This window comes from Coleofasciculus sp. A1-SPW-01 (assembly GCF_040217205.1).
GTDB classification, from domain to species: domain Bacteria; phylum Cyanobacteriota; class Cyanobacteriia; order Cyanobacteriales; family Coleofasciculaceae; genus Coleofasciculus; species Coleofasciculus chthonoplastes_A.
Genome location: NZ_JAVJNP010000048.1, coordinates 26,747 through 49,195, shown reverse-complemented (window position 1 = coordinate 49,195; position 22,449 = coordinate 26,747). Strand labels below are relative to the sequence as shown.

Genomic DNA, 22,449 nt, shown 5'->3' with positions numbered 1-22,449 from the left:
AGACATAAGACATAAGACAAATGACGAAATCTCTCCATATTCTAAATCGTCTCAGTTTTGGTGTTCGTCCCGGTGATATTGAACAAATCCAATCGATGGGGATTGAGGCTTATATTCAATCTCAACTTTCGCCAGACTCCATTCCCGAACCTCCGCAAATAACTCGCCAGCTTAATCAATGGCGTACTCTAAAACTGACTCCAGTTCAATTACTCAGACAGTATAAACCTCGCCGCCAAAAACAGCGTTCAGAGGAGGAACGTCAGCAAGCTCGCCAAAAAGCTAAACAACCCTTACAGCAAGCAATACAGGCGCGATTACTGCGTGCGATCGCCAGTCCTCGGCAATTGCAAGAAGTAATGGTAAACTTTTGGTTTAATCACTTTAATGTTTTTGCCAGAAAAGAAGACATTAAATTCTGGGTTGGTGCCTATGAACAGCAAGCCATTCGACCTTATGCCCTGGGTCGTTTTCGGGATTTGCTAGCCGCAACAGTTCATCATCCGGCAATGTTGGTTTATTTAGATAACTGGCGCAATACTGCCCCCAATAGTCCGGGTGCAAAGGGGAAATTTCGCGGTATTAATGAAAATTATGCCCGTGAATTGATGGAACTTCATACCTTGGGTGTTGATGGCGGCTATAGTCAGGATGATGTAATTGCTTTAGCTTATATGTTAACCGGATGGGGTTTGGATCTGGATGAGAATAAGGGGGATAGTAATGGCTTTTATTTCGATATAAACCGCCATGACTATAGTGATAAACTATTTCTAGGTCAACGGATTAAAGGCAGTGGCGTAGCGGAAGTGGAACAGGCGATCGATAGTTTAGCGAGTCATCCAGCGACTGCCCGTTATATTAGTTATAAACTTGCCCAATACTTTGTCGCCGATGACCCACCTTCCGGTTTAGTGAAGCGGCTGGCTAAGGAATTTTTGCAGACAGAGGGGGATATTCGCGCTGTCTTAGACACCCTTTTTCAACGTCCTGAGTTTTGGCAGGTAAATGAGTATGGTCGTAAATTTAAGACACCCTATGATTATATTATTTCGGCTGTCCGGGCGACGGGGACAAAAGAGCCAAATTTAAAGCGAATTTCGGGTATGTTAAATCAACTGAGTATGCCGCTTTATAACTGTTCCACTCCTGAGGGCTATAAAAATATTCAAGAGGCTTGGTTGAGTCCCGATGCGATGCTGCGGCGGGTCAGTTTGGCAACGGCGATAGCCCAGGGACGCTTGGGTGATAATCAATCAGTGGATGCGAGTCAACTTCTGAATACATTAGGTGATAGTATTTCGGCTCAAACTAAAATGGAGATTGAGAATAGTCCCGAAAAGTTACGGGCAGCTTTAATTTTAGGAAGTCCCGATATGATGTATCGATAATGACTCAATTAAACTCGGTAACAGTCAAGGAAAGAATATGGGGAAGAAGTTACATCGAAAAAGAAAAAACAACGGCATCTAAAAAAGTATATACCAAATCTGGTTTAGCATCCCCGTTATAACCTAGTCCGCGCAGGCGCACTTTGTTTGTGTAGCAGCGATTTCAATCGCCTCCTCTTGCTAAAATTGTGGAATGGATTTGACCATTGAATCGGGCGCAAAGCTTTGCGCCCCTATGGTTTCCGGGTTAATGGTTAATTCATATTGCCAAGGGTGTGCAACACCACTACAATTGACTGGTTATTTTAATAATTTATAATTTAATGAACAAGAATTCTCTAAAATTACTACTTATTTCTAGTCCCGTGGGTCCCTTGGGTCCGGGATTGACGGGCGGTGTTGAATTAACGTTGCGTAATGTTGCTAGCGATTTAGTCAGACGCGGACATCAGGTCACCATTGTAGCAACACAAGGGTCTACGGGTTGGGGTATGCCTCTGGTGGAAATTAGCGGAACGGTGCAAACTAGCACTCAAACACAAGCACGAGATACACCGATTATTATTCCCCCAGCTTCGGTTTTGGCGGGGTTTTGGGATTATGCACGGCAAGTGCAATTCGACTATGATTTAATTGTCAATTTTGCGTATGATTGGCTGCCCTTTTATGTAACGCCGTTTTTTTCTCGTCCTGTTGCCCATTTGGTGAGTATGGGTTCTATCTCAGAAGCGATGGATGAGATAATTGAGCAAGTGGTGATGGCGTTTCCGGGTACAGTGGCGGTTCATTCTCATGCACAGGCGGCTACGTTTACATTTGGCGATCGCTGTCGGTGTCTGGGGAATGGTATTGATTTATCATGCTATAATTTTTGTCCAGAACCTGAACCGTGGTTGGCATGGATGGGGCGAATTTCCCCAGAAAAGGGGTTAGAGGATGCAGTGGCGGCGTCTCATAAGACGGGGATTCCCCTGAAAATTATGGGAGTGCTGCAAAATCAGGACTATTGGCAACAGATTTTGCGGGATTACCCGAAAGCGCCGATTGATTATTTAGGGTTTTTCTCGACGAGTGAGTTGCAGGAACACTTACGCCAATGTCGGGGATTATTAATGACGCCGCGTTGGGTAGAAGCCTTTGGCAATGTGGCAATAGAAGCCCTCGCCTGTGGCGTGCCGGTGATTGCTTACCGTCGCGGTGGACCGGCGGAAATTGTCGAGGAGGGGAAAACGGGGTTTTTGGTAGAACCGGATTCTGTGGCGGGATTGGTTGAGGCGATTAACGGATTAGATAGGATTAACCGCTATACCTGTCGTCAACAAGCCGAAGCCAAATACTCGACCCAGGCGATGTGCGATCGCGTGGAGCAGTGGTTGTACACTATTTTGATGGAATGGGAAAAGAGAACTTGACCAGTAGGGGTTTGGTTACCAAACCCCTACTCACTTGCAGGATATCAATCTTCCACCTTCATCGCCTTCGCCAATTCCGCCGCGACTAAAGGTCGAGAAAACTGCGGCGGAGGTAACTCACCTTTACGCAACAGTTCCCTTACCTTGGTTCCCGATAAGTGAATGCGTTGATCTGGAGTGCTGGGACTTGTCTTGGCTGTTGCCATTGTCTCCGTCACTTCGCAGTAAAAGGCGTGTTCAAATTTTAGCGGAATAATCCCCAATTCATCCGGCTCAAACTCTTCAAAGATATGCTGAGCATCGTAGGTACCATAATAGTCACCCACACCTGCATGATCCCGCCCCACAATAAAGTGAGTACAACCGTAATTCTTACGCACGATCGCGTGAAAAATTGCTTCCCTTGGACCCGCATAGCGCATAGCGGCTGGGTTAATCGCTAAAATTACCTGGTTTTGGGGGAAATAGTTATCCATCATAATTTCATAGCAACGCATCCGCACATCGGCGGGGATGTCATCGCTTTTGGTTGCACCAACTAAGGGATGCAGGAATAAACCATCAACAATTTCCAAGGCACACTTAATAATATATTCATGCGCCCGGTGGATGGGATTTCGGGTTTGGAAACCCACCACCGTTTTCCATCCCCGTTCTTTAAACAACGTCCGAGATTGAGCCGGATCAATTTGATACTTAGGAAACAGAGGATGGGGATACCGTTGCAATAACCAAACTGGACCGGCTAGATTCACGTCTCCTTGGTTATAAACCACCTTGACACCGGGGTGCTTCTCCTCATCGGTGCGGTAAACATTCATCGCTTCCCGCTTTTTGTCATAGCGATATTTTTGCGTGAGTTCTAAAACGCCAACAAAGCGCCCATTTTGGTCATCCAGACGCACTAAGTCGCCTTCCTTTAATGGTTCAGCAACGTCCTCATTAACGGATAGAGTAACTGGGATAGACCAAGGTAAACCATTCGCCAGACGCATATTATCCACGACTGACTCATAATCCCCTTGCTCCATAAACCCGGTCAAGGGACTAAATCCACCGATCGCGATTAAGTCTAGATCAGATGCTGCCCAGGCATCAAGTTGCACCCTGGGTAGGGAATCCGCTTTCTCTAAAAATTCAGATCGCTGTTGTTCTGAGGCAATACGATTGATAAGTTGACCCCCATGAGGGGCGATTCCATCCGAATGCTTACTCAATGTCTTTTCCTTTATTGCTTGACATCCTCCCCCGGCTAAAAGCGCGGGGGATTCCTCACCACGCCACCCCTAAAAGAATGGTCGCTGAATGGGGGTGACAGCTCTACGCACACAGCCTGAAAACAGGTCTTACACGCGCTCCCTGTCCGTTTTAAGTCTCGGAATGCCCTCCCGCGACTACACGTATCGTTTAGAGCAAAAACACAAATACTGTTTTTGTTTGCCTCCAGGTCGGATCGTCCGTTGCCCTTCAGTCTTTCCCTATTGCTGGCTCAGTCCCGGTTTCAACTCCTATCCTGTGGAGTGTATATCGCTGCAAGCTTAGGCGGGGATTTCAACCGCTTACTATGATAGCACAAAAAGCCGTCCTAGAAGGTGTTCCTGAGCCTGTCGAAGGACGGGGAGCCTGGACCCAAGTTTCCGGTCAAAATCACCAAAGAGAGTTTAAATTCAGGGTAAATCCCGGCAAATTTCGTGCCTCAAACCAGCCTACTCATGGACATATTGAACCATTGCCAAAATAGTTACCGTAGGTGGGCAATGCCCACCCTACAGAACAACCCCCCATATCCCAGACGTGCCATGGCACGTCTCTACACTGCATCCTGATTTCGTTCAATAATTCCACCGCCTAGCAGCATTTCCCCGTCATATAAGACGGCGGCTTGTCCGGGAGTAATGCTAAATTGCGGCTGATCAAAAATCAGTTTCATCCGATTCCCCTCTAGGGGAATAACCGTCACATCTACGGGATGACTGCGATAACGCACTTGCACAGACGCCTGAATTGGAGTCGTTGGCGGATGAATCGATATCCAATTGACTCGCCCCACGGTACAATCAGGTTGAGTTGCACTGGCGCGATCGCCAACAATGACTCGATTCGCCCCGGCATCAATCGCCACAACGTATAACGGTTCAGGTGCAGCAATGCCGAGTCCTTTGCGTTGTCCAATCGTGTAATGGTGAATTCCTTGATGCTGACCTAAGACTTTACCGTTAGTATCAACAATATCTCCCGTGGTTTGGGAAATATACTGATCCAGAAACGTTCGCATTGAACCATGGGACTCAACCAAACATAAGTCCTGACTTTCTGGTTTAGCTGCCGTCTTTAACTGATACTCAGCCGCCAGTTGTCGCGTTTGCGTCTTCTCCAGTTCGCCTAAAGGAAATATCGAGGCGGCGAGTAACTCTTGGCTTAAGTCGTACAGGAAATAAGACTGGTCTTTATTAGAGTCTACCGCCCGCAGCAACTGATAGCGATCGCTCTTGGCATCATAGCGAATCCGCGCATAGTGACCCGTGGCAATTTTATCAATGCCTAACGTCTCCCGTGCATAAGCCAACATGGGACCAAATTTAACCGTTTTGTTGCACTGAGAACAAGGCAAGGGCGTGATTCCCGATTCATACCCCGAAACCAGATAATCGACGATATTTGCCTGAAAAACCTCACGACTGTCTACAATATGATGAGGAATGCCCAGTTGCTCACAAATAAACGCCGCATCGACCATTCCCTCAGAACAACATTGACCCTTACCTTTCATTAACCACAGGGTCAGACCAACGACTTCATAGCCTTGATGATGTAGGGTAGCGGCGGCAACTGAACTATCAACTCCACCGGATAGACCGACGACGACTTTCTTCATGACATGAATGGACAACTAATCCTTTTGAAACATCAATTGTTGATCTAGGCTAACATCCCCACCTGCTAAGTAGTCGGACTTTCATTCAAGTTGACGGTTGAGATTAGGCAACAGGCAACAGGCAACAGGTAACAGTAAGGGTTTGAGGCTTGTTAACATTTCTTCGTACAGCGGACAGAATTTATGTCTAGGTACTTATTTAGGGTTTGCTGCACAACCCAAAAACCATTAGCCAGTCATACCTGTAGTTCACTGCAATACAAATATTACCCTTTTACCATGGTTATCCTTGTTGCGTTGGATCTCGTACCTCAACCCAACCTACTTGCTACCCGTTTAGTCTTCTACTGATTACTTTTTAATAACCCAATCTTAACCTTGTTTTATTTGCTTAACTTAATGTAAATCTATTGAGCAAAACTGTATAATTTAAATCCGAACTTTTTACAAATCGGTGTTAAAATTTTATTTTTAACAGTTGCTAGAGAGAAGAGAGAACCCTTATGGATTCATCGATGTATTCTATACAACAGCCATCTATGCAACTTGAGACATCTTACCCAGAGATAAAACAATTGAGTGTAAATGCGACACTGCAAGAATTACCTCTCTATAATTTTCAATTTGAAGCGTCTCAACCTGGAGAGGAAGTGGCTCAGATATTCCAACAAAACCCTGTATTACCAGGAGTTATTTTAATTGAACAGGGGAGATTTATGGGCATACTTTCGCGGCGACGGTTTCTGGAACAGATGAGCAGTCCCTATGGACTGGAACTCTTTTTGCGGCGACCACTCAAATCATTATATCGTTTTGCCCAGACTGAGGTGTTAGTTTTAACCGGGGATACCCAAATTGTTACAGCAGCACGCCATTGTTTAGAACGTCCTTCAGCTTTACTCTATGAACCAATCGCTGTGGAGTTAACCACCCAAACTTACCGCCTATTGGACGCCTATCAATTATTAGTGGCTCAGTTGTATATTCACGAACTAGCCACCCGGTTACTCAAGCAGCTTTATCAGGAGTTAGAAATTGCTAATCTGCAACTAGAGGAACTCGCCAAGTCTGATGGTTTAACGGGGGTTGCCAATCGTCGGCGATTTGATGACTATTTACAAACCTGCTGGAAACAACATTGTGTGGGAAACTCTTGGCTGTCGCTAATTATGTGTGATGTAGATTGTTTTAAATACTACAATGATACTTACGGTCATCAGGCGGGTGATGACTGTTTACGAGAAGTTGCATCGGCTATCCAGCGTCAAGTTAAGCGTCCCGCAGATTTAGTAGCGCGTTATGGGGGTGAAGAATTTGTGGTCATTTTGCCCCTGACTCCTCTCGATGGTGCAATTCAGGTGGCTCAAGCGATTGCACAAGCGGTGCGGACTTTAAACATTCCCCATGCAACCTCTTTTGTGAGTCACTGCGTTACGTTGAGTATTGGCGTCGCCAGTACCATTCCTAATCCACGCAGATCACCAACAACCTTGACCGCAGCCGCTGATGCTGCATTATATCAAGCTAAATCAGCCGGACGCGATCGCGTGATTGTTTATACCCGTTAGCATTAATGCTGATGGATAACTTCAACCGTCTCTAGTTTATATCAGGGATTCTCTACTTAAATTGGATTAATTTCCCGTGTTCACTTGGTCTTTATTAAAGTTTAATCGTTTCTTAAAACGATATTAACGTTTCAGGGCATCTTTATTTTCTAGAATATTTCGTACAAACCAACTATTAAATCATTTTACAAACCATAAGACAAATAGTTGATTGTGGGTTTATATACAAATTAGAGGTTTAATTGTTATAGCATTATGGTTTCTCTTCAAGACTACTACCCCGACTTATGCGTCTTACCCCAAGCCGAGACCGCTAATCTGACCTTAGATTCCACTATCCGAGAACTTAATCTCTATCACTTTCAGGTGGAATCAGTTCAACCCGGTAGAGACGTGGCTCAATCGTTCCAATTAAATCCTCTATTACCCGGAGTTATTCTCACCCAACATAGAAAACTTGTCGGGATGATTTCCCGCAGGCAGTTTTTGGAACAAATGAGTAGTCCTTATGGATTGGAACTGTTCTTAAAACGTCCGCTGCACTCGTTATACCGCTTTGTCAATGCAGATATTTTAATCCTCAGAGGAGATACAAAAATAGTTGATGCGGCTCGCCGTTCACTTCAGCGTACACCAAAATTTGTTTACGAACCCATTATTGTAGAACTAGAGTCAGGAACCTACCGCTTGCTAGATGTGCATCAATTACTCGTGGCTCAGTCGCAAATTCAGGAACTCACCACCCAGCTTTTGCATGATCAAACTCAAGCTCAAATGATTCAAACCGAAAAAATGGCAAGTTTGGGACAAATGGTAGCGGGGATTGCTCATGAAATTAAGAATCCAGTCGGGTGTATTACCGGGAATTTTGAATTCTTAGATGATTATTGTGACAAGTTAATTGATCTATTGACAGCCTACGCCGCAGAAGTTCCAAAGCCATCAGAAGATTTAAGTCAACTCAAAGAAGATTATGAACTCGATTTTATCTTAGAGGATTTACCGAAAATCCTGAAAAGCATGAAATTAGGCTCAGAACGATTAACCAAAATTGTTGGTAGCCTGCAAAACTTCTCACACATGGATGAGTCGAGACATCAGTCTGCGAATATTCATGAGTGCATTGAAAGTACGTTAATTATTTTAAACAATCGACTTAAAAAAGGAATTAACATTATTAAAAATTATGATGAATTGCCATTGGTTAATTGTTCGTCGGGTCAACTAAGCCAAGTTTTCATGAATCTGATTAGTAATGCTATTGATGCCCTGACTGAAAAGGCAGAAAAAGCTGGGAATGGGTCTGGCTCATGGCAGCCTCAGATTGAAATTAACACTCGCCTGGAGCAACAGCATAAAAGGGACTGGGTTTTGGTAAAAATTAGTGATAATGGTTCAGGAATAGCACCCAATATTCAAGAGCGGATATTTGAGACATTTTTTACGACTAAGCCAGTCGGAAAAGGGACAGGATTAGGGTTAGCGATTACTCATCAAATTGTCACTGAGAAACATAACGGACAATTGTTAATGCAGTCACAGTTAGGGAAAGGGACAACCTTTGAAATTTTATTACCATTAGAGTAATTAATCTGTAACCATTGGATAACTATCTCGCGCCTGTTCGAGCTTCTGGAAAGCTTTCGGCTTCACTTTCATCTCACCACATGACAAGGGAATTGAGGGTCAGACAGGGTATGGAGTGTAGGGAAAAATTGAACTCTACTGGCGTGGCACAGCTAAAATGGTGACATAGATTTTATGATTAAATCGGGCGCACGTCGGTGCGCCCCTACGGTTTGGAGGATGTAAGGCTAATCCACCAATTAGGTGTGCCACGCCACTACTAGAGCGTCGGTAAGCGTAATAGCGGTTTGTTGAGACGTTCCACGGTTACATCTCTAAAAAAAAATTTGTAGCTTGTTGTTACAGTTTTTTTGGAGGATCTCCTATCGATTTCGATTACTGTGTCACCCCTTCAGGTGTGTTAGCCCAGCTTAACTCACCATTACCACTATAGATAGCGTAGCTGCGTAATTCCTGAGTATTTTTACCTTAAGGATTTAATAAAATAGAGACATTTAGGCTTAAAATAAAAACAGATAAAGGTTAAACAACATCACAATGATTGATATTTATGGCGGTAAAGACCCACGCGATATTCCCACTTACTCGGCTGGGGACGCATCCCGCTATCTGAATATACCCTACTCAACCATTCGGTCTTGGACAGTCGGCTATCAATACAAAATCACAGACGGCAATAAACAATTTGAACCCGTCATCGACATTAAGAAAAGAAAACCCTTAACCCTGACATTCATCAACCTAATTGAAATTCATGTTCTCAGAGCTATCCGCCAACATCATCACATCGACTTAGCAAAAGTTAGAGCGGCATTAGATTACATCAACGAAAAAATTAACATCCACCATCCCCTCGCACATCAAGAATTTTATACAGATGGTGTTGATTTATTTATTGACCATTATGGCTCTCTTATCAATGCATCACAGGATGGTAAAAAGACCCTAAAAAATGCCTTAAAAACCCACTTAGAAAGAATCGAATCTGATGATAAAGGTTTAGCCATTAAGCTATTCCCATTCACCCGCAATCAAGAAGAAAATAACCCATGTTTTGTCGTGATAGATCCGCGTGTCGCCTTTGGTAGAATGGTCATTGCAGGTACAGGAATTCCTGTAGATGTCATTGGCGAAAGATTTTATGCTGGTGATTCTCCCCAACAGCTTGCCCATGATTATGAATGTGAAATCGATAAAATCGAGGAAGCTATACGCTGTGTGAGTCGCCCCGTTGCTGCATGAATCTCAAGCCAAAAACAACCGTCTTTTTCATTGATCGCTGCTTAGGAAAACATCCCATCCTAGAAATGCTGAAAGAAACAGGGGTTAGCGTCGAAATTCATGATGATCATTTTCCACAAAATACCTTCGATCAAGACTGGATACCACAAGTTGGAGAATGGGGTTGGATCATCCTAACAAAAGATGCACGCATTGCTAGAAATACCCTAGAACGCCAAGCTGTAGCCCGTGCAGGCATTCGGATGTTCACCCTTGCCTCGAAAAAACTGTCTGGAGAAGAAACAGCGATTGCCTTTCGAGATGCCTTACCATCTATGCTGAAATTCATTTCAGAAAATCAGGCTCCCTTCATTGCAAAACTGTATAAAGATGGCAAAGTGGTGGCTTGGAAAGACGCCACCGACTTACTTGATGAAATTGAGTCTTGAAACCATTGCTAACCAATAATTTCGATACTTTCCGTCAAAAAATGCTTCCCTAACGCGGACTGAGTTATAAGGGGATTTGTTCTTGGTTCCTCTATTGAAGGAGATCTCCTTGTCTGCGGAGTCCCTCCATCCCCCTGTCAGCCTCAACTCTCAAAATAAATGCGTGACAACTTACGCTTGTGTGGGATCATAGACAATGATGTCCCCTTATCTTGTGGAAAAGTTGATCGATGAAACAGTTAATCCAGGGTCTGCATGAGTTCCAGACCAATTATTTTACAACGCACCGGGAGTTATTTGAGTTACTTTCTCAAGGACAACATCCGCGAGTTCTATTTATTACTTGTTCCGATTCCCGGATTGATCCCAATCTGATTACCCAAACCAAACCCGGGGAAATGTTTATCATCCGTAATGCGGGGAATATTATTCCTCCCTATGGAGCGACGAATGGCGGAGAAGGTGCAGCCGTTGAGTATGCTATTCATGCATTAGGTATTGAAGATGTGATTGTTTGTGGTCATTCCCACTGCGGCGCGATGAAAGGATTGCTGAAACTCAGCAAATTGGAAGAGGATATGCCAATGGTTTACGAATGGCTCAAACACGCGGAAGCAACGCGGCGGATTATTAAGGAACATTATCAAAGCTACGAAGGGGAAGACCTACTTAATGTGTCTATTCAAGAGAATGTTCTTAACCAATTGGAAAATTTACGCACGTATCCGGTAATTCAGTCTCGACTTAAAGCCGGAAAATTGCAACTCCATGCTTGGGTGTATGAAATTGAATCGGGAGAAGTTATGGAATATAACCCGGTTCAAGGTCAGTTCATACCACCAAGAACCCAATTTGCTAGAGCGACTTGGATTACGCCAGAACAGCAAGAGCGTATCTTTAAAGGCTCTTATAATGCTCATTAGGTGTAATTCGTCCTTTGTCAGTGGAATAGATTTTACCATTGAATCGGGCGCAACGCTTTGCGCCCCTACAGTTGCTGGGTATGAGCCTAATTGATCAAATTAGATGTGCCATACCACTACAAATGCGTGATTTTAGTCGGAAGAGTCAATTAGTGCCTTAATGACGCCGATTTTAGCTTGGGAGACTTTTGACCCTAAGGTGGGATTAGTCGAACCAATAAAATATTCTCCAGTTGGCAGATAATGTAAGGCTAATTCAGGATAGGTAATAATCTCCCAATCTTTATAGATTTCGGTCTTTTCATGACTATGGCTGGGTCGATTACTTTCGTAACACCAGCCGGCGGCAAGTAATTTTTCGATTAGGGTTGACATGGAAAATCAGCTAATTAATTCTCGGATAGAAATTTCGGGAAGCTGTCATGCATTTACATTGGGTATCGATGAATGATACTGACTGAGCCTTGGTGGGTTGAGCGAAGTCGAAACCCACCCTACGGTAGGGTTTAAATGCTCAACAGTTCCTACTAGCTTTTGGTAGATTTCCCTGTATTCGTTTCTACCCTAACATTCGTCATTTGTCTTATGTCAGGGAACACGAAGCGTTTTGAGTTAATTTCTCCAGCTTCCCCATCTCCCCCCAGACAACGGGCAGAAACTTTAAGAAACTTTACAATTGGGAGAGATGACACTATAGTCGGACTGCCATGCACCTAACCTACTTCGGCGCCAATAGCTGGCTACTCGAACTTGGGCAAAAACACATCCTGATTGATCCCTGGCTTGTGGATTCCCTAATCTTTGGCAATATGCCCTGGTTGTTCAAAGGCGACAAACCTCCAGCCTTGGATGCGCTTCCTGATCAGATAGACTTGATTCTGCTATCTCAGGGACTCGATGATCACGCCCACAAACCTACCTTGGAAAAGCTGGACAAGACGATTCCCGTCGTGGGTTCAGAGAATGCAGCAACGGTGGTGAAAGAGTTGGGCTATACTCAGGTGACGCCGTTAGCCTTTGGTCAAACCTTCACCCTCGCTGACCAAATTGAAATCCGCGCCTTACCAGGGGCACCGATTGGTCCTTTTTTGCAGGAAAATGCCTATCTGGTCAAACAGTTAGAGAGTGGTACAAGTCTCTATTATGAACCTCATGGGTATCCATCGGAGCAGTTAAAAGAGTATGCTCCCATCGATGTGGTGATTAGTCCCGTGGTGACGTTGGAATTACCTGTGCTGGGACCGATTATCCAAGGGCATCGTACCGCACTGCAACTGGCACAATGGGTGCAACCCCAAGTGTTTCTACCCACAGCCGCCGGAGGTGGAGTTCAGTACGAGGGAATGTTAGATTTCCTGTTGAATCAGGTTGGTAGTCTGGAAGAGTTGCGATCGCAACTGGCACAGCACAACCTATCCACTCAGGTGATTGACCCTCAGCCAAAAGAAGCGCTGGAACTTAACCTGACACCTCAAATGGCTTAGTATTCTGCACATTACTGTCCTGGGTTATTGGTTCAATTGAAGCAATTCCCAAGGACAAAGGACAAACGATCAAACTAAACCCTAAGGAGATAAATCATGTTGGAACTGTATCAATTTGAAATGTCGCAGTTTTCGGAAAAAGTGCGGCTGATTCTCGATTACAAAGGGCTAGCCTATCGCAAAATTGAAGTCACTCCCGGAATCGGACAGCTAGACTTGTATCGCCTATCGGGTCAACGGCAAGTCCCGGTTCTCAAAGATGGAGATACCGTCATTGCTGATTCGACTGCGATCGCGATGTACTTAGATCGCAAGTATCCCGACAAGCCCCTAATTCCCACCGATCCCCACCAACGCGCCCAATGCTTGCTGATGGAAGAATGGGCAGATGAATCCATTGGTGTCAAAAGTCGTAAAGTCTTCTATGGGGCATTAAGTCACAATCCCAGCTATCGCACATCAGTATTACCCAAAGATACGCCAGATTTCTTCAAAACCGTTCTGGGCGGTGTTCCCGCAGAAGTGTTTGAGGTTTTGGGGATTGGTTTCGGTTGCAGTGCAGACGCCCTCAAAGACGCCAGAGACAGCCTGAAGCAAGACTTAGAAGCCCTCAGCTTAATTTTGTCCGATCGCCCCTATCTGGTCACAGACAGTCCCTGTTTAGCTGATTTTGCCGTGGCTGGGGTGAGTTTACTGCTGAAATTTCCCGAAGGTTCCTATCTGGATTTGCCTGACTCCCTGAACGGGAAAGGTATTCCTGGTTTAGCCGATAGTAGCATGTATCAAACCTTCTTCGACTGGCGCGATCGCCTCTATGCTGAGTATCGCACGCCATTGACCACAACGGGAACCAGCGATTCGCAACCAACCTCTATTGAGATTGAATAAACATCAGCTATATGTAGGGGCATGGCACTGCCATGCCCCTACCTTGTTCCTTTTGACCGTTAACTGGGGTTACTGAATCGATACACTAACCGAACCAAAATCAAACAGCTACCGGAGTGGCTTTCAACTCAAAAATCTTCTCAATCGCATCTTCAACCACCTTATCGGGTGTAGATGCTCCAGACGTTACACCAACAACAATTTCACCCTCTGGAAGCCAATTTTCCGTCACCGTCATATCTTGATGCAGTACCTTGTGATCAATCCGATTCCCCGGACCAATTCGCTCAGCGCTATCGATGTGATAAGAGGGAATTTTCCGTTCAATGGCAATTTGTTGCAGTTGCGTGGTATTGGATGAATTAAAACCACCAATCACAACCATTAAATCTAACCGTTCTTCCACCAACTCCAACATCGCATCCTGCCGTTCTTGAGTGGCATCGCAGATGGTGTTAAAACTCTGGAAATGCTGATTTAACTGAACCGGACCATACTTTTTCATCATCGTCCGCTCAAACAGCTTACCAATTTGCTCGGTTTCGCTTTTGAGCATGGTGGTTTGGTTAGCGATGCCAATATGCTCCAAATCCCGATCCGGGTCAAATCCCTCGGACGTGGCGCGGCTGAATTTTGCCATAAATTCGTCCCGATTTCCGCCGTTGAGGATATAGTTGGCGATATATTCGGCTTCTTGTAGATTCAGCACCACCAAATATTTCCCAGCAAAGGAACTGGTAGCGATGGTTTCTTCGTGCTTATACTTGCCGTGAATGATCGAGGTGTATTCTTTCTTCTTATGCTTCTCCACCGTATGCCACACCTTGGATACCCAAGGACAGGTGGTATCGACAATCTTACACTTTTTATCATTGAGCAGTTGCATTTCCTGAACGCTAGCACCAAAGGCGGGTAAAATCACCACATCACCCGCACCAACGACGGTAAAGTCTTTTGTCCCATCCTCCACGGGGACAAAGTTAACGTTCATCTTCTGTAGGCGCTGGTTAACGGAAGGATTATGGATAATTTCATTCGTCATCCAGATGCGCTCGGTAGGAAAATGTTGGCGAGTTTCATACGCCATCGCCACAGCGCGTTCCACACCCCAGCAAAAGCCAAATGCCTCTGCCAGGTGAATGGTCACATTTCCCCGTTTGAGTCGATAGTTATTATCGCGGATTTCTTGAATCAAGCTGCTTTGATATTCAGATTGAAGCTGAGTCGCCACCTCAGCTTCGTGACCAAATCCCTTACGGTGATAGTTTTCTGAACTATGGAGTGAACGTTTGAAGGCTTTTGTATCCATGAAACTTGTCTAGCAGATGAGTGTATACAATTGTTAATTCCTTTTGATCTTAAGACGAATCCGGTTGGGTCGGGAAATAGGGAATAGGGAATAGGGAATAGGGAATAGGTTACAATCCGCCATCGAGAACGAGTTGATCCGTGACTTGTAGAGCATAGTGCCAAATTAAATAGCCTTGAGGATTTAGGTGCAAGCCGTCGGTACTCAATTCCATTTTCAGATTGCCTTCGGTATCGGCGAATAGGGGATAGAGATCCAGGTAAATGGCATCTTCCGACTCCGCGATCGCTTTCAATTGCTGGTTAATCTCTAAGATACGACGGTTGGGGATTTCCAGGAGGCGATCGCGCCCTTCCCAGGTGGCGTTTTTCCCACTATGGGGCAAAATCGATTGGACGATAATTTTGGCTTCAGGATGATTGCGCCGTAGGTAGCGAATAATCAGCCGTTGGTTGGCTAAAATCGTCTCATCGGTGATCCCTCGAATGACGTCATTGATGCCAATCATCAAAAAGATGATATCCGGCTGGGTTTGATCCAACACATCCAAGCGATTTAGCAATCCGGCTGTCGTTTCGCCAGAAATTCCCTGATTCAGCCAGGTTCGTTGCGTCGGTAGCATTTCATTGGGAAACCAGAGACTGATGGAATCTCCCAGGAGGATGGCTAAATCCTCTGGCTTCTGATCCACCATCACCTCAGCTTCTTGTTCCAGCAGCGCCACCCACTGCTGGTAATTGAACTGGTGGCGGGGTCCGAGTTCGGGGACAAGGGTAGGGGTTGCTTCTGCTTCTGGAGTCGCATCAGTGGCTAGAGACTGGCTCACTGCAGAAGGGATAGCTCCTTGGTATTGGCGCAGCAACACCCCCGCGATCGCTAGCACCAGTAAGCCATTGACAGCGAGGGAGAAAACCGCCCAAGTTGGAAAGCTTTTCGAGGTTATGGACACTTGTCTAGATTCAGCATCGGCTCTCTCATCAGATTGTAGTTCTATTCCACTGTTGCCGATCATAAAAACAATGACAAAGGGGCAATTTATGAATTGCCCCTACAGGATGTTATTGGCGAAGTGAAGTACCCTAACTTGCCTCGCTGAAGTTAGGGCTTCCAACTTAGCTAAACAAGGACGGTCTTATTCGTCTTTAGGATTTCCCGCTTCATCCGCCGATGCCTCTAAAGGTTGCCCTCTATTGGTCTTACTCAGCGTCCACAGGCAGTTGTCCGCCTTCCGCAGACAGTTATATTTTGTTAGTCCGCTTGGATGATAGCGGTTTGCGGTTGTACAGACGCGCCATGGCGCGTCTGTACTAACCGAATAATGCCATTAGGCATCTTGCGCTATTCTTTTCTGGACGCTATAAAGCGAACGGTGGTCGAGTTCATTAACGCGCAAGGACTACATCTCTATCACACCTAGCCCATGCCATCTTTAGCCCATGCATTACCATGTAGACCTAGGAGGGTTACTGTTATTATAGCGCCAAAAGTTAATTGTAATTTGAAAATTTCGTTCCTCAATTTTCCGCTGTCCATCCTCACCCCACTATCGTTGAGGGTGAGGACTTCCGCGCCTGCGTTAATCGCACGTAAAAACGTTTTATTGAATTTTTAGCTATTGCCAGGTTCTCAACAACGCAAAACCTAACCACAATCAACATTAGCAAATTCAGTTAAGATTTTGAATACAGTAGGGAGTGGATTCGTAAAATTGTAGGAAGTCTTTACATTTAGAGGCTTGAGCTTTATCAAAACTTTAAGAAAAGAGTCGGACAAAAGAAAAGGTAATTCATTAAGTTTTGTAAAGTATCCTCAAACCCTTACAAAGGACTAAGGACAAATGAAAAATAACGACCTCCACCACTCTTCTTTTATTGTGTCCACCTACTTATAGGGTCGGAAGAGTCCTAAACCATTGTGAACCCGGGCGGCTGTATGAGGAGAACGATCTAGAAGATGACCCCCCAAATAGAGTCCAGTAGAACTGCCACCATCGAGATTGAGCGCATCAACGGCTCCCAGTTGTTGCATCAACTGTGCCGTTTCCGTCAAGTTGGGTCCCCTGCCACCGACACGATTGTGCATAGCCGCAATAATTAGTGTGCCATTTGCTGTGATTCCGATCGCACTCCGAATGGCAGATTGTTGGGCAAAGGCATTACTAAAGTTTTCGGCTTTGGCGTCTAACACAATTTGGCGATTTTGCAGTAACAAGGGACCTGCACCCAGGATATGAGGATAATCATTAAACTCAACGGGCAAGGTTTTCTGTTCAATCTGAACGGTTGTGCCAAGGGTGAGTGACTTAGCGATCGCATTTGGATCATGTCCTCGGTGGGTAAGCAGATACCCATTAACTGGAATAACAAAGGATTCCTCTCCAGCGACTCCTCCGGGTAATTGAGCCGTAATCTGGTTATTCTGCACCACCCAAATCACTTCATTATCGGTTAAAGGGGTATAGGTTACGCCCCAAGCTGGGGTATAGCGAGATATCCCGGCTTGCACATAACCACTATTCAGAAAGAGACTGGGAAACCGTTCTCCATTCGCGGTAATTAAGGTTTCCTGGAGGCTAAAGCGTCCAAACTTAAATTGATGCTGATCTGTCCACGCGATCGCACCTCGGTTGAGAATGGGACCAGAATACCAATATCCATCCCGGCGGATCGCACCTAATGGTAATTGATTATTCCGGTTAAAGAAGCCACCATTAATTGCAGCAGCCGCTTTCCATAACTGTGCTGTTTTAATCAGGGGGGCGGTTCCCACTTGAGTTGTGGGATGACTCCACATTGGGCTTAATTTAACTTGGGGATTCTTTGGATCAACCTCTAGCCACACCAAAGGGAACTGATGATCACCCAGAGTCACAGTCCGCTGACGCCACCAGATACCGGGCGCCCACAAAATGTCTTTTTCTACCATGGCATTGGGACGAAGTTCGATCACTAAGCGATTGGGATTCGGTAAGCTGAAAACGTGCAACTGTAAACCCTCTGGAATCGATATCCCAATAGTGGTTTGAGTTTGATTGGTTTCAACTTGGATCGTCGGTTGATTGTCTAAGACTTGATTATCTTCCTCATCTCCCTCAACTTCCTCATCTCCCTCAACTTCCTCATCTTCCTCATCTTCTACAACCGGAGGCGGGGTAAACTGTTCAACTAGAGTCGGATTCGCGATCGCGTTTAAGATAATCGCCCCTTCACCAGGACTTCTGCTCACTTGCCAAGGTGTGGGACGATCTAAATCAAGGACAATCCTAAACCCCCATAGCTGCGTCTCTTGTCGGATACTGTCTAATCGTGCAGGTATAGAGGTTAGCGCTAATGTATCTCCTTGAGCTTGAAATTGCCATCCCACCTGTTGGGCAAACTCTGTAATATCTAAATAGCGATAAGCATCACGATGGTGAGCTACGAGAACTAGAGGCGTACTCAGGGGATTAGAAAACCACTGTATCGGTTGTCGCGTCCAATTGCGGGTACTCAACAATTCTAGTCCGAAGAGTTGTTGAACTCCTACATCACTGATACCTGTGCGAATGACTCCCCCAACCTGCCACTGTTTCCAAGCAAGGGGTACGATACGACCATTTAAGGAGAGTTTTGTCCCCCCGCCAACGAATTGAGTGGGGGTTTGAGCGAAAGTTTGAGTCTGAGGTGAGGGAGAAGCTGAGGGGGTAACGGCTTCAGATTCTACCCATTCGCGATCGAGTTCAAGGGTTGACTGAACCACTAAACGTTGCAGAATTTCCCCCATGGTTAGACTCTCTATTACTAGGGATTCTGCAAAACTAACACGTTGAGCGGCTAAACCTAGACATGAAGCGCAAATTGCTAAGAGTCCGATCACAATTTTGGCTTTATTCCGTGAGAACCCCTTTGTCATAATCTTGGCTTTGGCGTGAGATGAATTAAGTTTCAAAATTAAAGATAAACTAAATATTATATAGTAGGGCAAAATTTACAGACTGTCTTGCTGTTGACAGCGATCTAGACTTAAAGGTTCCAGTAGTAATTTGATGTTAAGTTAAAATAGTTATTGAATTTAAGTGAAAAACCTGTCCAGATTTGAGTTAATTTATAATAAAAAAACGGGAGAATTAAATGACTTTAGCCACGATCGCAACACCCAAAAAGGAATCCCCCTTTTTGTTTAAGGGAATGACCTGGAGAGAGTTCAAAGCCGTTGAGCAATTGTTAGACCGCCCAGGATATCGACTTTCTTTTTTAGATGGAGTTTTGGAGATACGACGAATGCCTGGAGAACCCTACAAAACTGTTAAACAAAGAATTGGTGCATTGTTAGAGCTATATCTGTTGATGGCAGGATTTGACTTTACTCCAACTGGCTCGATGACCTTGGAAAGTGAAGGAGTCGCCGTCAAGCGAGAAGCTGATGAATCCTATAAACTAGCGCCGGGTCGAACCTATCCCGATCTGGCGATTGAGGTGGTGTTTACCAGTGGCGGTATCAACAAGTTGGAGGTCTATAAGCGGCTGAATATCAAGGAAGTTTGGTTTTGGGAAGATGGGGTGTTAGAGCTTTATCACCTGCGAGGAGAGGGGAAGAAACTTCGTTATGAACAGATTACGAGTAGCGAGGAAGTTAAAGGGATTGATCTGGATTTGTTATTACGTTGCATCACTATGGTGAATCATGTGGATGCTATTAAAACTTTTCAAAAGGTGTTGCAAAATTAACATTTTATGGTATAGTTTTACCATGGGAAAATGTGTGCGCCTGTAGGTCGAGAATGAAGTCGCGATCGCACAGGTTGAATCAGTCGCATCGGGTACAGAAAAGTGGGGCAAGATTTTAGCGATCGCGTGAGACCCTGAAGCAGTTAAACACAACAGGTTTTGGTGCTTTTACATAAGTCCTGACCGACCATGGGTAGTGCTATATCAGTTCATCTGCTTAAATATAGGTTTTCCAGACGGATCATACAGTATCTTCCCAGCTTTATCCCGTTCTACGTCACAGAACACATAGTTGTTTGAAGCATCTTGCTTAAGGCGAACGCTACCCTGAATATAGTCATAAGCGGGCGGATGAAACTGAGGAATGCCTTGATATTCAACAACAGAGCTATTTTCATCCCGCAATACGGGACAAATAACTAACTTCCCATTATCATCAAATACCCAATCATTTTTCTGCGGATCACGCACGGGTGTTGGGTAAATTGGCATTCCTTCCGCCGTTCTCAGCATTTGGTTTTGCTCATCCTTGAGGGGATATAAGAAAACTGGTTGTCCTTGGGAATTGTAGATGAGTTCGTTGGTGTTGGGATCACGTAGAGGAATGGCGTTTGGTTCGGGTAATTCTAGGTCTGAAAATTCCGGGTGTGGCGGATGCAGGCTGGGTAATTCGGCATCGGCGGGAATATCATAATGCTTGGTATATTGAACTGCAGCTTTGGTAAAACCGAGGCGTTGGAGTAAGGCGTGAATTCCTGTTTGTTCGGCAGAAACGAGTAAATCGATATCATTAATTTTGAAGGTTTCAGCTTGCTGAAGACCCGATTCAATCAAGTGTTTAATCGCCTCAGCCTGTCGGTGTTCAGGTTGAATATAGAATCCGAGAACCGAACCAACGCGGCGGGGAATAAAAGGGTTGTCTTGGTCTGGGGATTGGTGTAAATCTTGGGGTAAATTAGGGGGTGGGGATTCGTCGTAGACGTAGGTGAATAAGACGCCAACAATGGATTTTTGATTTTCGCTGGGTTGACTGGATTCCGTTTCGGCTGCATATTCAATTACCCAGCAAAATGAGTTGGATTGGTTGAGTTGATGGGTAATGTATTCGGTAAAATTAAAGTTGGGTTTAATCACCATTGAAGGGTCAGCCGCTGCACGTTCTTGGACAAAAGCTGCCCAGAGTTTAGCAATTGCAGGGGCGTCTTCTTGGGTGGCTAGGCGATGAGAGTAAGATTGGGTTTTAGTCATCATAGTATTTGCTCCTCAATGTTTTTTTGCTTAGTCTTCGTCAAAGACGGGGGAATTTTCTGAAATTTTCGTAGGGGCGCATGGCGTGCGCCCTTTCTTGTTGTCTACAAAATTGTCAAATAGGTTTCTGTTGGACTGATAGGCAAGGGCTTCAGTGTTTGATTTTGTATGTCTATTTCTAACCCCAAAGATTCTAAAGGTATTACTCCTAAAAGCGCATCGCCACCGCCGGGTAATTCCAAACACTCGAAGGTTCCTTCACGCCCAAACATCGATAGTTTAGCATCTTGAAAAATTCGGGCTTTGCCAATACCCATTGCTGTGGCTACATCTACTTCTTTGAGTATTTTCAGTCCCAGTTTGGCGATGGCGTCTGCTGGCAAACACAAGGTTGTGGCTCCTGTGTCTACCAGTACATTAGAGAGTGTGATTGACCGAATTTTATCTTCTGGTATCACCCCAGCTTCTGCCAAAATTTGGTCAGCTCGATTGATGATTGTTAGTGTGGTGAAAACTTTTCCCATCGGGTTGCTACTTTTAATTGGCATAGTTGCTTTCTCCTTTAAATTCGGAGTTATTCTGTTGATTATTATAACTTATGTTCTCGTTGATTTGTGTATTTTTATAGGACAATGTAACAACATATCAACAGCAATGAGAGGGAGTGATAGAATTCAATAAAAACTAATGACTACTAAGCCTAAATTAGAGGCATTTCTATTTCTTCAACTCGCCAAGCCGCATAAGCTAGCGCTTCGTAAATGTCGGCTTCTTCTAGATAGGGATAGGCTTGTAATATAGTGGCTGGGGAGTGACCCGATGCCATTAATCCGACAATAGTGCCAACGGTAACTCGTAATCCCCGGATGCAAGGTTTTCCTCCCATGACGTTGGAGTTCATTGTAATTCTAGTTAGTTGTTTCATTGCGATTTTTATCTTTTATTTGATTATATCAAAAACAAAAACAGAATATTTTTTTGTTAATTTATTTTTGGTTTAACTTAAAGTAATGGAGGCGATCGCACGGCTTCGACAAATTGGCGATAACCCTTGTTGTTTGGGGATTGGCGGTGAGGTAAATGCGTGACATTGTTCGGGTATTTTATTGGTTTTCTGTCAGGATGCATGGGTTTTGGGCGCACACCGTGCGCCCCTACGGGGTGTTTTTCAGAAGGGAGATAATCCCTGATGTCGGATAATAATTGGATTGGTGTCTTAGCGGCGACTAAATTGATGCGATCGCACGGCTTCAAAAAAATAGCGATAACTCTTGTTGTTTGGGGATTGGCGGTGAGGTAAATGGGTGACATTTTCGGGTAATTGTTGGGTTTTCGTCGGGGCGCTATTAGTGCGCCCTGTTTCTTCTTTTGTTGTCATAACATCTTCA

At 44.8% G+C, this 22,449-nt stretch carries 20 protein-coding genes; 10 read left to right on the top strand and 10 right to left on the bottom strand.

Features of this window, described 5'->3' with window-relative positions; all coding sequences use genetic code 11:
- Window positions 1–20: 20 nt before the first annotated feature.
- On the top strand, window positions 21–1,391 hold the full coding sequence (locus RH949_RS08485) for a DUF1800 domain-containing protein (protein ID WP_446352551.1): 1,371 nt from the start codon (window positions 21–23) through the stop codon (window positions 1,389–1,391).
- A 323-nt stretch (window positions 1,392–1,714) separates the two neighbouring features.
- Window positions 1,715–2,803 carry a glycosyltransferase family 4 protein gene (locus RH949_RS08480; protein WP_446352550.1) on the top strand — a complete coding sequence of 363 codons (1,089 nt, stop codon included), beginning with the start codon at window positions 1,715–1,717 and terminating at the stop codon, window positions 2,801–2,803.
- Window positions 2,804–2,847: 44 nt separating this feature from the next.
- On the opposite strand, the gene sat is transcribed toward RH949_RS08480, so the two are convergent.
- Together sat and mnmA are read right to left on the bottom strand one after the other, a co-directional pair.
- The gene (gene sat / locus RH949_RS08475; protein ID WP_006105726.1) at window positions 2,848–4,020 is read right to left on the bottom strand and encodes a sulfate adenylyltransferase; all 1,173 of its coding nucleotides are present in this window, start codon (window positions 4,018–4,020) and stop codon (window positions 2,848–2,850) included.
- Window positions 4,021–4,613: 593 nt separating this feature from the next.
- Window positions 4,614–5,678 carry a tRNA 2-thiouridine(34) synthase MnmA gene (gene mnmA, locus RH949_RS08470; RefSeq protein ID WP_446352549.1) on the bottom strand — a complete coding sequence of 355 codons (1,065 nt, stop codon included), beginning with the start codon at window positions 5,676–5,678 and terminating at the stop codon, window positions 4,614–4,616.
- Window positions 5,679–6,181: 503 nt separating this feature from the next.
- Here mnmA and RH949_RS08465 point away from each other — a divergent pair.
- The 5 genes from RH949_RS08465 to RH949_RS08445 all read left to right on the top strand — a co-directional run bounded on the left by RH949_RS08465 (window position 6,182) and on the right by RH949_RS08445 (window position 11,426).
- Window positions 6,182–7,246: a diguanylate cyclase domain-containing protein gene (locus RH949_RS08465; protein WP_446352548.1), complete on the top strand. Its 1,065-nt coding sequence runs from the start codon at window positions 6,182–6,184 to the stop codon at window positions 7,244–7,246.
- Between the two features lie 255 nt (window positions 7,247–7,501).
- The gene (locus RH949_RS08460; protein ID WP_006105722.1) at window positions 7,502–8,833 is read left to right on the top strand and encodes a sensor histidine kinase; all 1,332 of its coding nucleotides are present in this window, start codon (window positions 7,502–7,504) and stop codon (window positions 8,831–8,833) included.
- Window positions 8,834–9,370: 537 nt separating this feature from the next.
- A complete protein-coding gene (locus tag RH949_RS08455; RefSeq protein WP_044210827.1) occupies window positions 9,371–10,075 on the top strand; it encodes a DUF433 domain-containing protein in 705 nt (234 codons plus the stop codon).
- Window positions 10,072–10,503, top strand: coding sequence for a PIN-like domain-containing protein (locus tag RH949_RS08450; RefSeq protein WP_446352547.1), 432 nt, complete (start codon window positions 10,072–10,074; stop codon window positions 10,501–10,503). Before RH949_RS08455 ends, RH949_RS08450 begins: the two co-directional genes overlap by 4 nt.
- A gap of 230 nt (window positions 10,504–10,733) precedes the next feature.
- Window positions 10,734–11,426, top strand: a complete 693-nt coding sequence (locus RH949_RS08445) for a carbonic anhydrase (protein WP_006105779.1) — start codon at window positions 10,734–10,736, stop codon at window positions 11,424–11,426.
- A 132-nt stretch (window positions 11,427–11,558) separates the two neighbouring features.
- Here RH949_RS08445 and RH949_RS08440 read toward each other — a convergent pair whose 3' ends face one another.
- Window positions 11,559–11,801: a hypothetical protein gene (locus tag RH949_RS08440; RefSeq protein ID WP_006105755.1), complete on the bottom strand. Its 243-nt coding sequence runs from the start codon at window positions 11,799–11,801 to the stop codon at window positions 11,559–11,561.
- A gap of 332 nt (window positions 11,802–12,133) precedes the next feature.
- Here RH949_RS08440 and RH949_RS08435 point away from each other — a divergent pair, with 332 nt between their 5' ends.
- Both RH949_RS08435 and RH949_RS08430 read left to right on the top strand, forming a co-directional pair.
- Window positions 12,134–12,910 (top strand): MBL fold metallo-hydrolase, encoded by a 777-nt coding sequence (locus tag RH949_RS08435; RefSeq protein ID WP_006105767.1) that lies wholly within the window; start codon window positions 12,134–12,136, stop codon window positions 12,908–12,910.
- A gap of 96 nt (window positions 12,911–13,006) precedes the next feature.
- Window positions 13,007–13,798: a glutathione S-transferase family protein gene (locus RH949_RS08430; protein WP_006105760.1), complete on the top strand. Its 792-nt coding sequence runs from the start codon at window positions 13,007–13,009 to the stop codon at window positions 13,796–13,798.
- A 100-nt stretch (window positions 13,799–13,898) separates the two neighbouring features.
- On the opposite strand, the gene RH949_RS08425 is transcribed toward RH949_RS08430, so the two are convergent.
- The 3 genes from RH949_RS08425 to RH949_RS08415 all read right to left on the bottom strand — a co-directional run bounded on the left by RH949_RS08425 (window position 13,899) and on the right by RH949_RS08415 (window position 18,869).
- On the bottom strand, window positions 13,899–15,107 hold the full coding sequence (locus tag RH949_RS08425) for a 4-hydroxy-3-methylbut-2-enyl diphosphate reductase (protein ID WP_446352546.1): 1,209 nt from the start codon (window positions 15,105–15,107) through the stop codon (window positions 13,899–13,901).
- Window positions 15,108–15,216: 109 nt separating this feature from the next.
- A complete protein-coding gene (locus tag RH949_RS08420; protein ID WP_446352569.1) occupies window positions 15,217–16,056 on the bottom strand; it encodes an SGNH/GDSL hydrolase family protein in 840 nt (279 codons plus the stop codon).
- A 932-nt stretch (window positions 16,057–16,988) separates the two neighbouring features.
- Window positions 16,989–18,869, bottom strand: coding sequence for a phosphodiester glycosidase family protein (locus tag RH949_RS08415; RefSeq protein ID WP_446352545.1), 1,881 nt, complete (start codon window positions 18,867–18,869; stop codon window positions 16,989–16,991).
- Window positions 18,870–19,216: 347 nt separating this feature from the next.
- Here RH949_RS08415 and RH949_RS08410 point away from each other — a divergent pair, with 347 nt between their 5' ends.
- A complete protein-coding gene (locus RH949_RS08410) occupies window positions 19,217–19,813 on the top strand; it encodes a Uma2 family endonuclease (protein WP_446352544.1) in 597 nt (198 codons plus the stop codon).
- 204 nt (window positions 19,814–20,017) lie between these two features.
- Here the strand turns inward: RH949_RS08410 and RH949_RS08405 are convergent, their stop codons facing one another.
- The 4 genes from RH949_RS08405 to RH949_RS08390 form a co-directional block, all read right to left on the bottom strand.
- Window positions 20,018–21,064 carry an N-acetyltransferase family protein gene (locus tag RH949_RS08405; protein ID WP_446352543.1) on the bottom strand — a complete coding sequence of 349 codons (1,047 nt, stop codon included), beginning with the start codon at window positions 21,062–21,064 and terminating at the stop codon, window positions 20,018–20,020.
- A gap of 101 nt (window positions 21,065–21,165) precedes the next feature.
- Window positions 21,166–21,609, bottom strand: coding sequence for an aspartyl protease family protein (locus RH949_RS08400; RefSeq protein ID WP_446352542.1), 444 nt, complete (start codon window positions 21,607–21,609; stop codon window positions 21,166–21,168).
- Between the two features lie 152 nt (window positions 21,610–21,761).
- A complete protein-coding gene (locus tag RH949_RS08395; RefSeq protein ID WP_446352541.1) occupies window positions 21,762–21,986 on the bottom strand; it encodes a DUF433 domain-containing protein in 225 nt (74 codons plus the stop codon).
- Window positions 21,987–22,277: 291 nt separating this feature from the next.
- On the bottom strand, window positions 22,278–22,439 hold the full coding sequence (locus RH949_RS08390; protein ID WP_446352540.1) for a hypothetical protein: 162 nt from the start codon (window positions 22,437–22,439) through the stop codon (window positions 22,278–22,280).
- Window positions 22,440–22,449: the final 10 nt, after the last annotated feature.

Excerpts from the sequence above, each read along its gene's own strand:
- RH949_RS08485 (WP_446352551.1), top strand. The coding sequence starts at position 21 with ATGACGAAATCTCTCCATATTCTAAATCGTCTCAGTTTTGGTGTTCGT.
- RH949_RS08480 (WP_446352550.1), top strand. The coding sequence starts at position 1,715 with ATGAACAAGAATTCTCTAAAATTACTACTTATTTCTAGTCCCGTGGGT.
- mnmA (WP_446352549.1), bottom strand. The coding sequence starts at position 5,678 with ATGAAGAAAGTCGTCGTCGGTCTATCCGGTGGAGTTGATAGTTCAGTT.
- RH949_RS08465 (WP_446352548.1), top strand. The coding sequence starts at position 6,182 with ATGGATTCATCGATGTATTCTATACAACAGCCATCTATGCAACTTGAG.
- RH949_RS08460 (WP_006105722.1), top strand. The coding sequence starts at position 7,502 with ATGGTTTCTCTTCAAGACTACTACCCCGACTTATGCGTCTTACCCCAA.
- RH949_RS08455 (WP_044210827.1), top strand. The coding sequence starts at position 9,371 with ATGATTGATATTTATGGCGGTAAAGACCCACGCGATATTCCCACTTAC.
- RH949_RS08450 (WP_446352547.1), top strand. The coding sequence starts at position 10,072 with ATGAATCTCAAGCCAAAAACAACCGTCTTTTTCATTGATCGCTGCTTA.
- RH949_RS08445 (WP_006105779.1), top strand. The coding sequence starts at position 10,734 with ATGAAACAGTTAATCCAGGGTCTGCATGAGTTCCAGACCAATTATTTT.
- RH949_RS08440 (WP_006105755.1), bottom strand. The coding sequence starts at position 11,801 with ATGTCAACCCTAATCGAAAAATTACTTGCCGCCGGCTGGTGTTACGAA.
- RH949_RS08435 (WP_006105767.1), top strand. The coding sequence starts at position 12,134 with ATGCACCTAACCTACTTCGGCGCCAATAGCTGGCTACTCGAACTTGGG.
- RH949_RS08430 (WP_006105760.1), top strand. The coding sequence starts at position 13,007 with ATGTTGGAACTGTATCAATTTGAAATGTCGCAGTTTTCGGAAAAAGTG.
- RH949_RS08425 (WP_446352546.1), bottom strand. The coding sequence starts at position 15,107 with ATGGATACAAAAGCCTTCAAACGTTCACTCCATAGTTCAGAAAACTAT.
- RH949_RS08415 (WP_446352545.1), bottom strand. The coding sequence starts at position 18,869 with ATGGGGGAAATTCTGCAACGTTTAGTGGTTCAGTCAACCCTTGAACTC.
- RH949_RS08410 (WP_446352544.1), top strand. The coding sequence starts at position 19,217 with ATGACTTTAGCCACGATCGCAACACCCAAAAAGGAATCCCCCTTTTTG.
- RH949_RS08405 (WP_446352543.1), bottom strand. The coding sequence starts at position 21,064 with ATGATGACTAAAACCCAATCTTACTCTCATCGCCTAGCCACCCAAGAA.
- RH949_RS08400 (WP_446352542.1), bottom strand. The coding sequence starts at position 21,609 with ATGCCAATTAAAAGTAGCAACCCGATGGGAAAAGTTTTCACCACACTA.
- RH949_RS08395 (WP_446352541.1), bottom strand. The coding sequence starts at position 21,986 with ATGAAACAACTAACTAGAATTACAATGAACTCCAACGTCATGGGAGGA.
- RH949_RS08390 (WP_446352540.1), bottom strand. The coding sequence starts at position 22,439 with ATGACAACAAAAGAAGAAACAGGGCGCACTAATAGCGCCCCGACGAAA.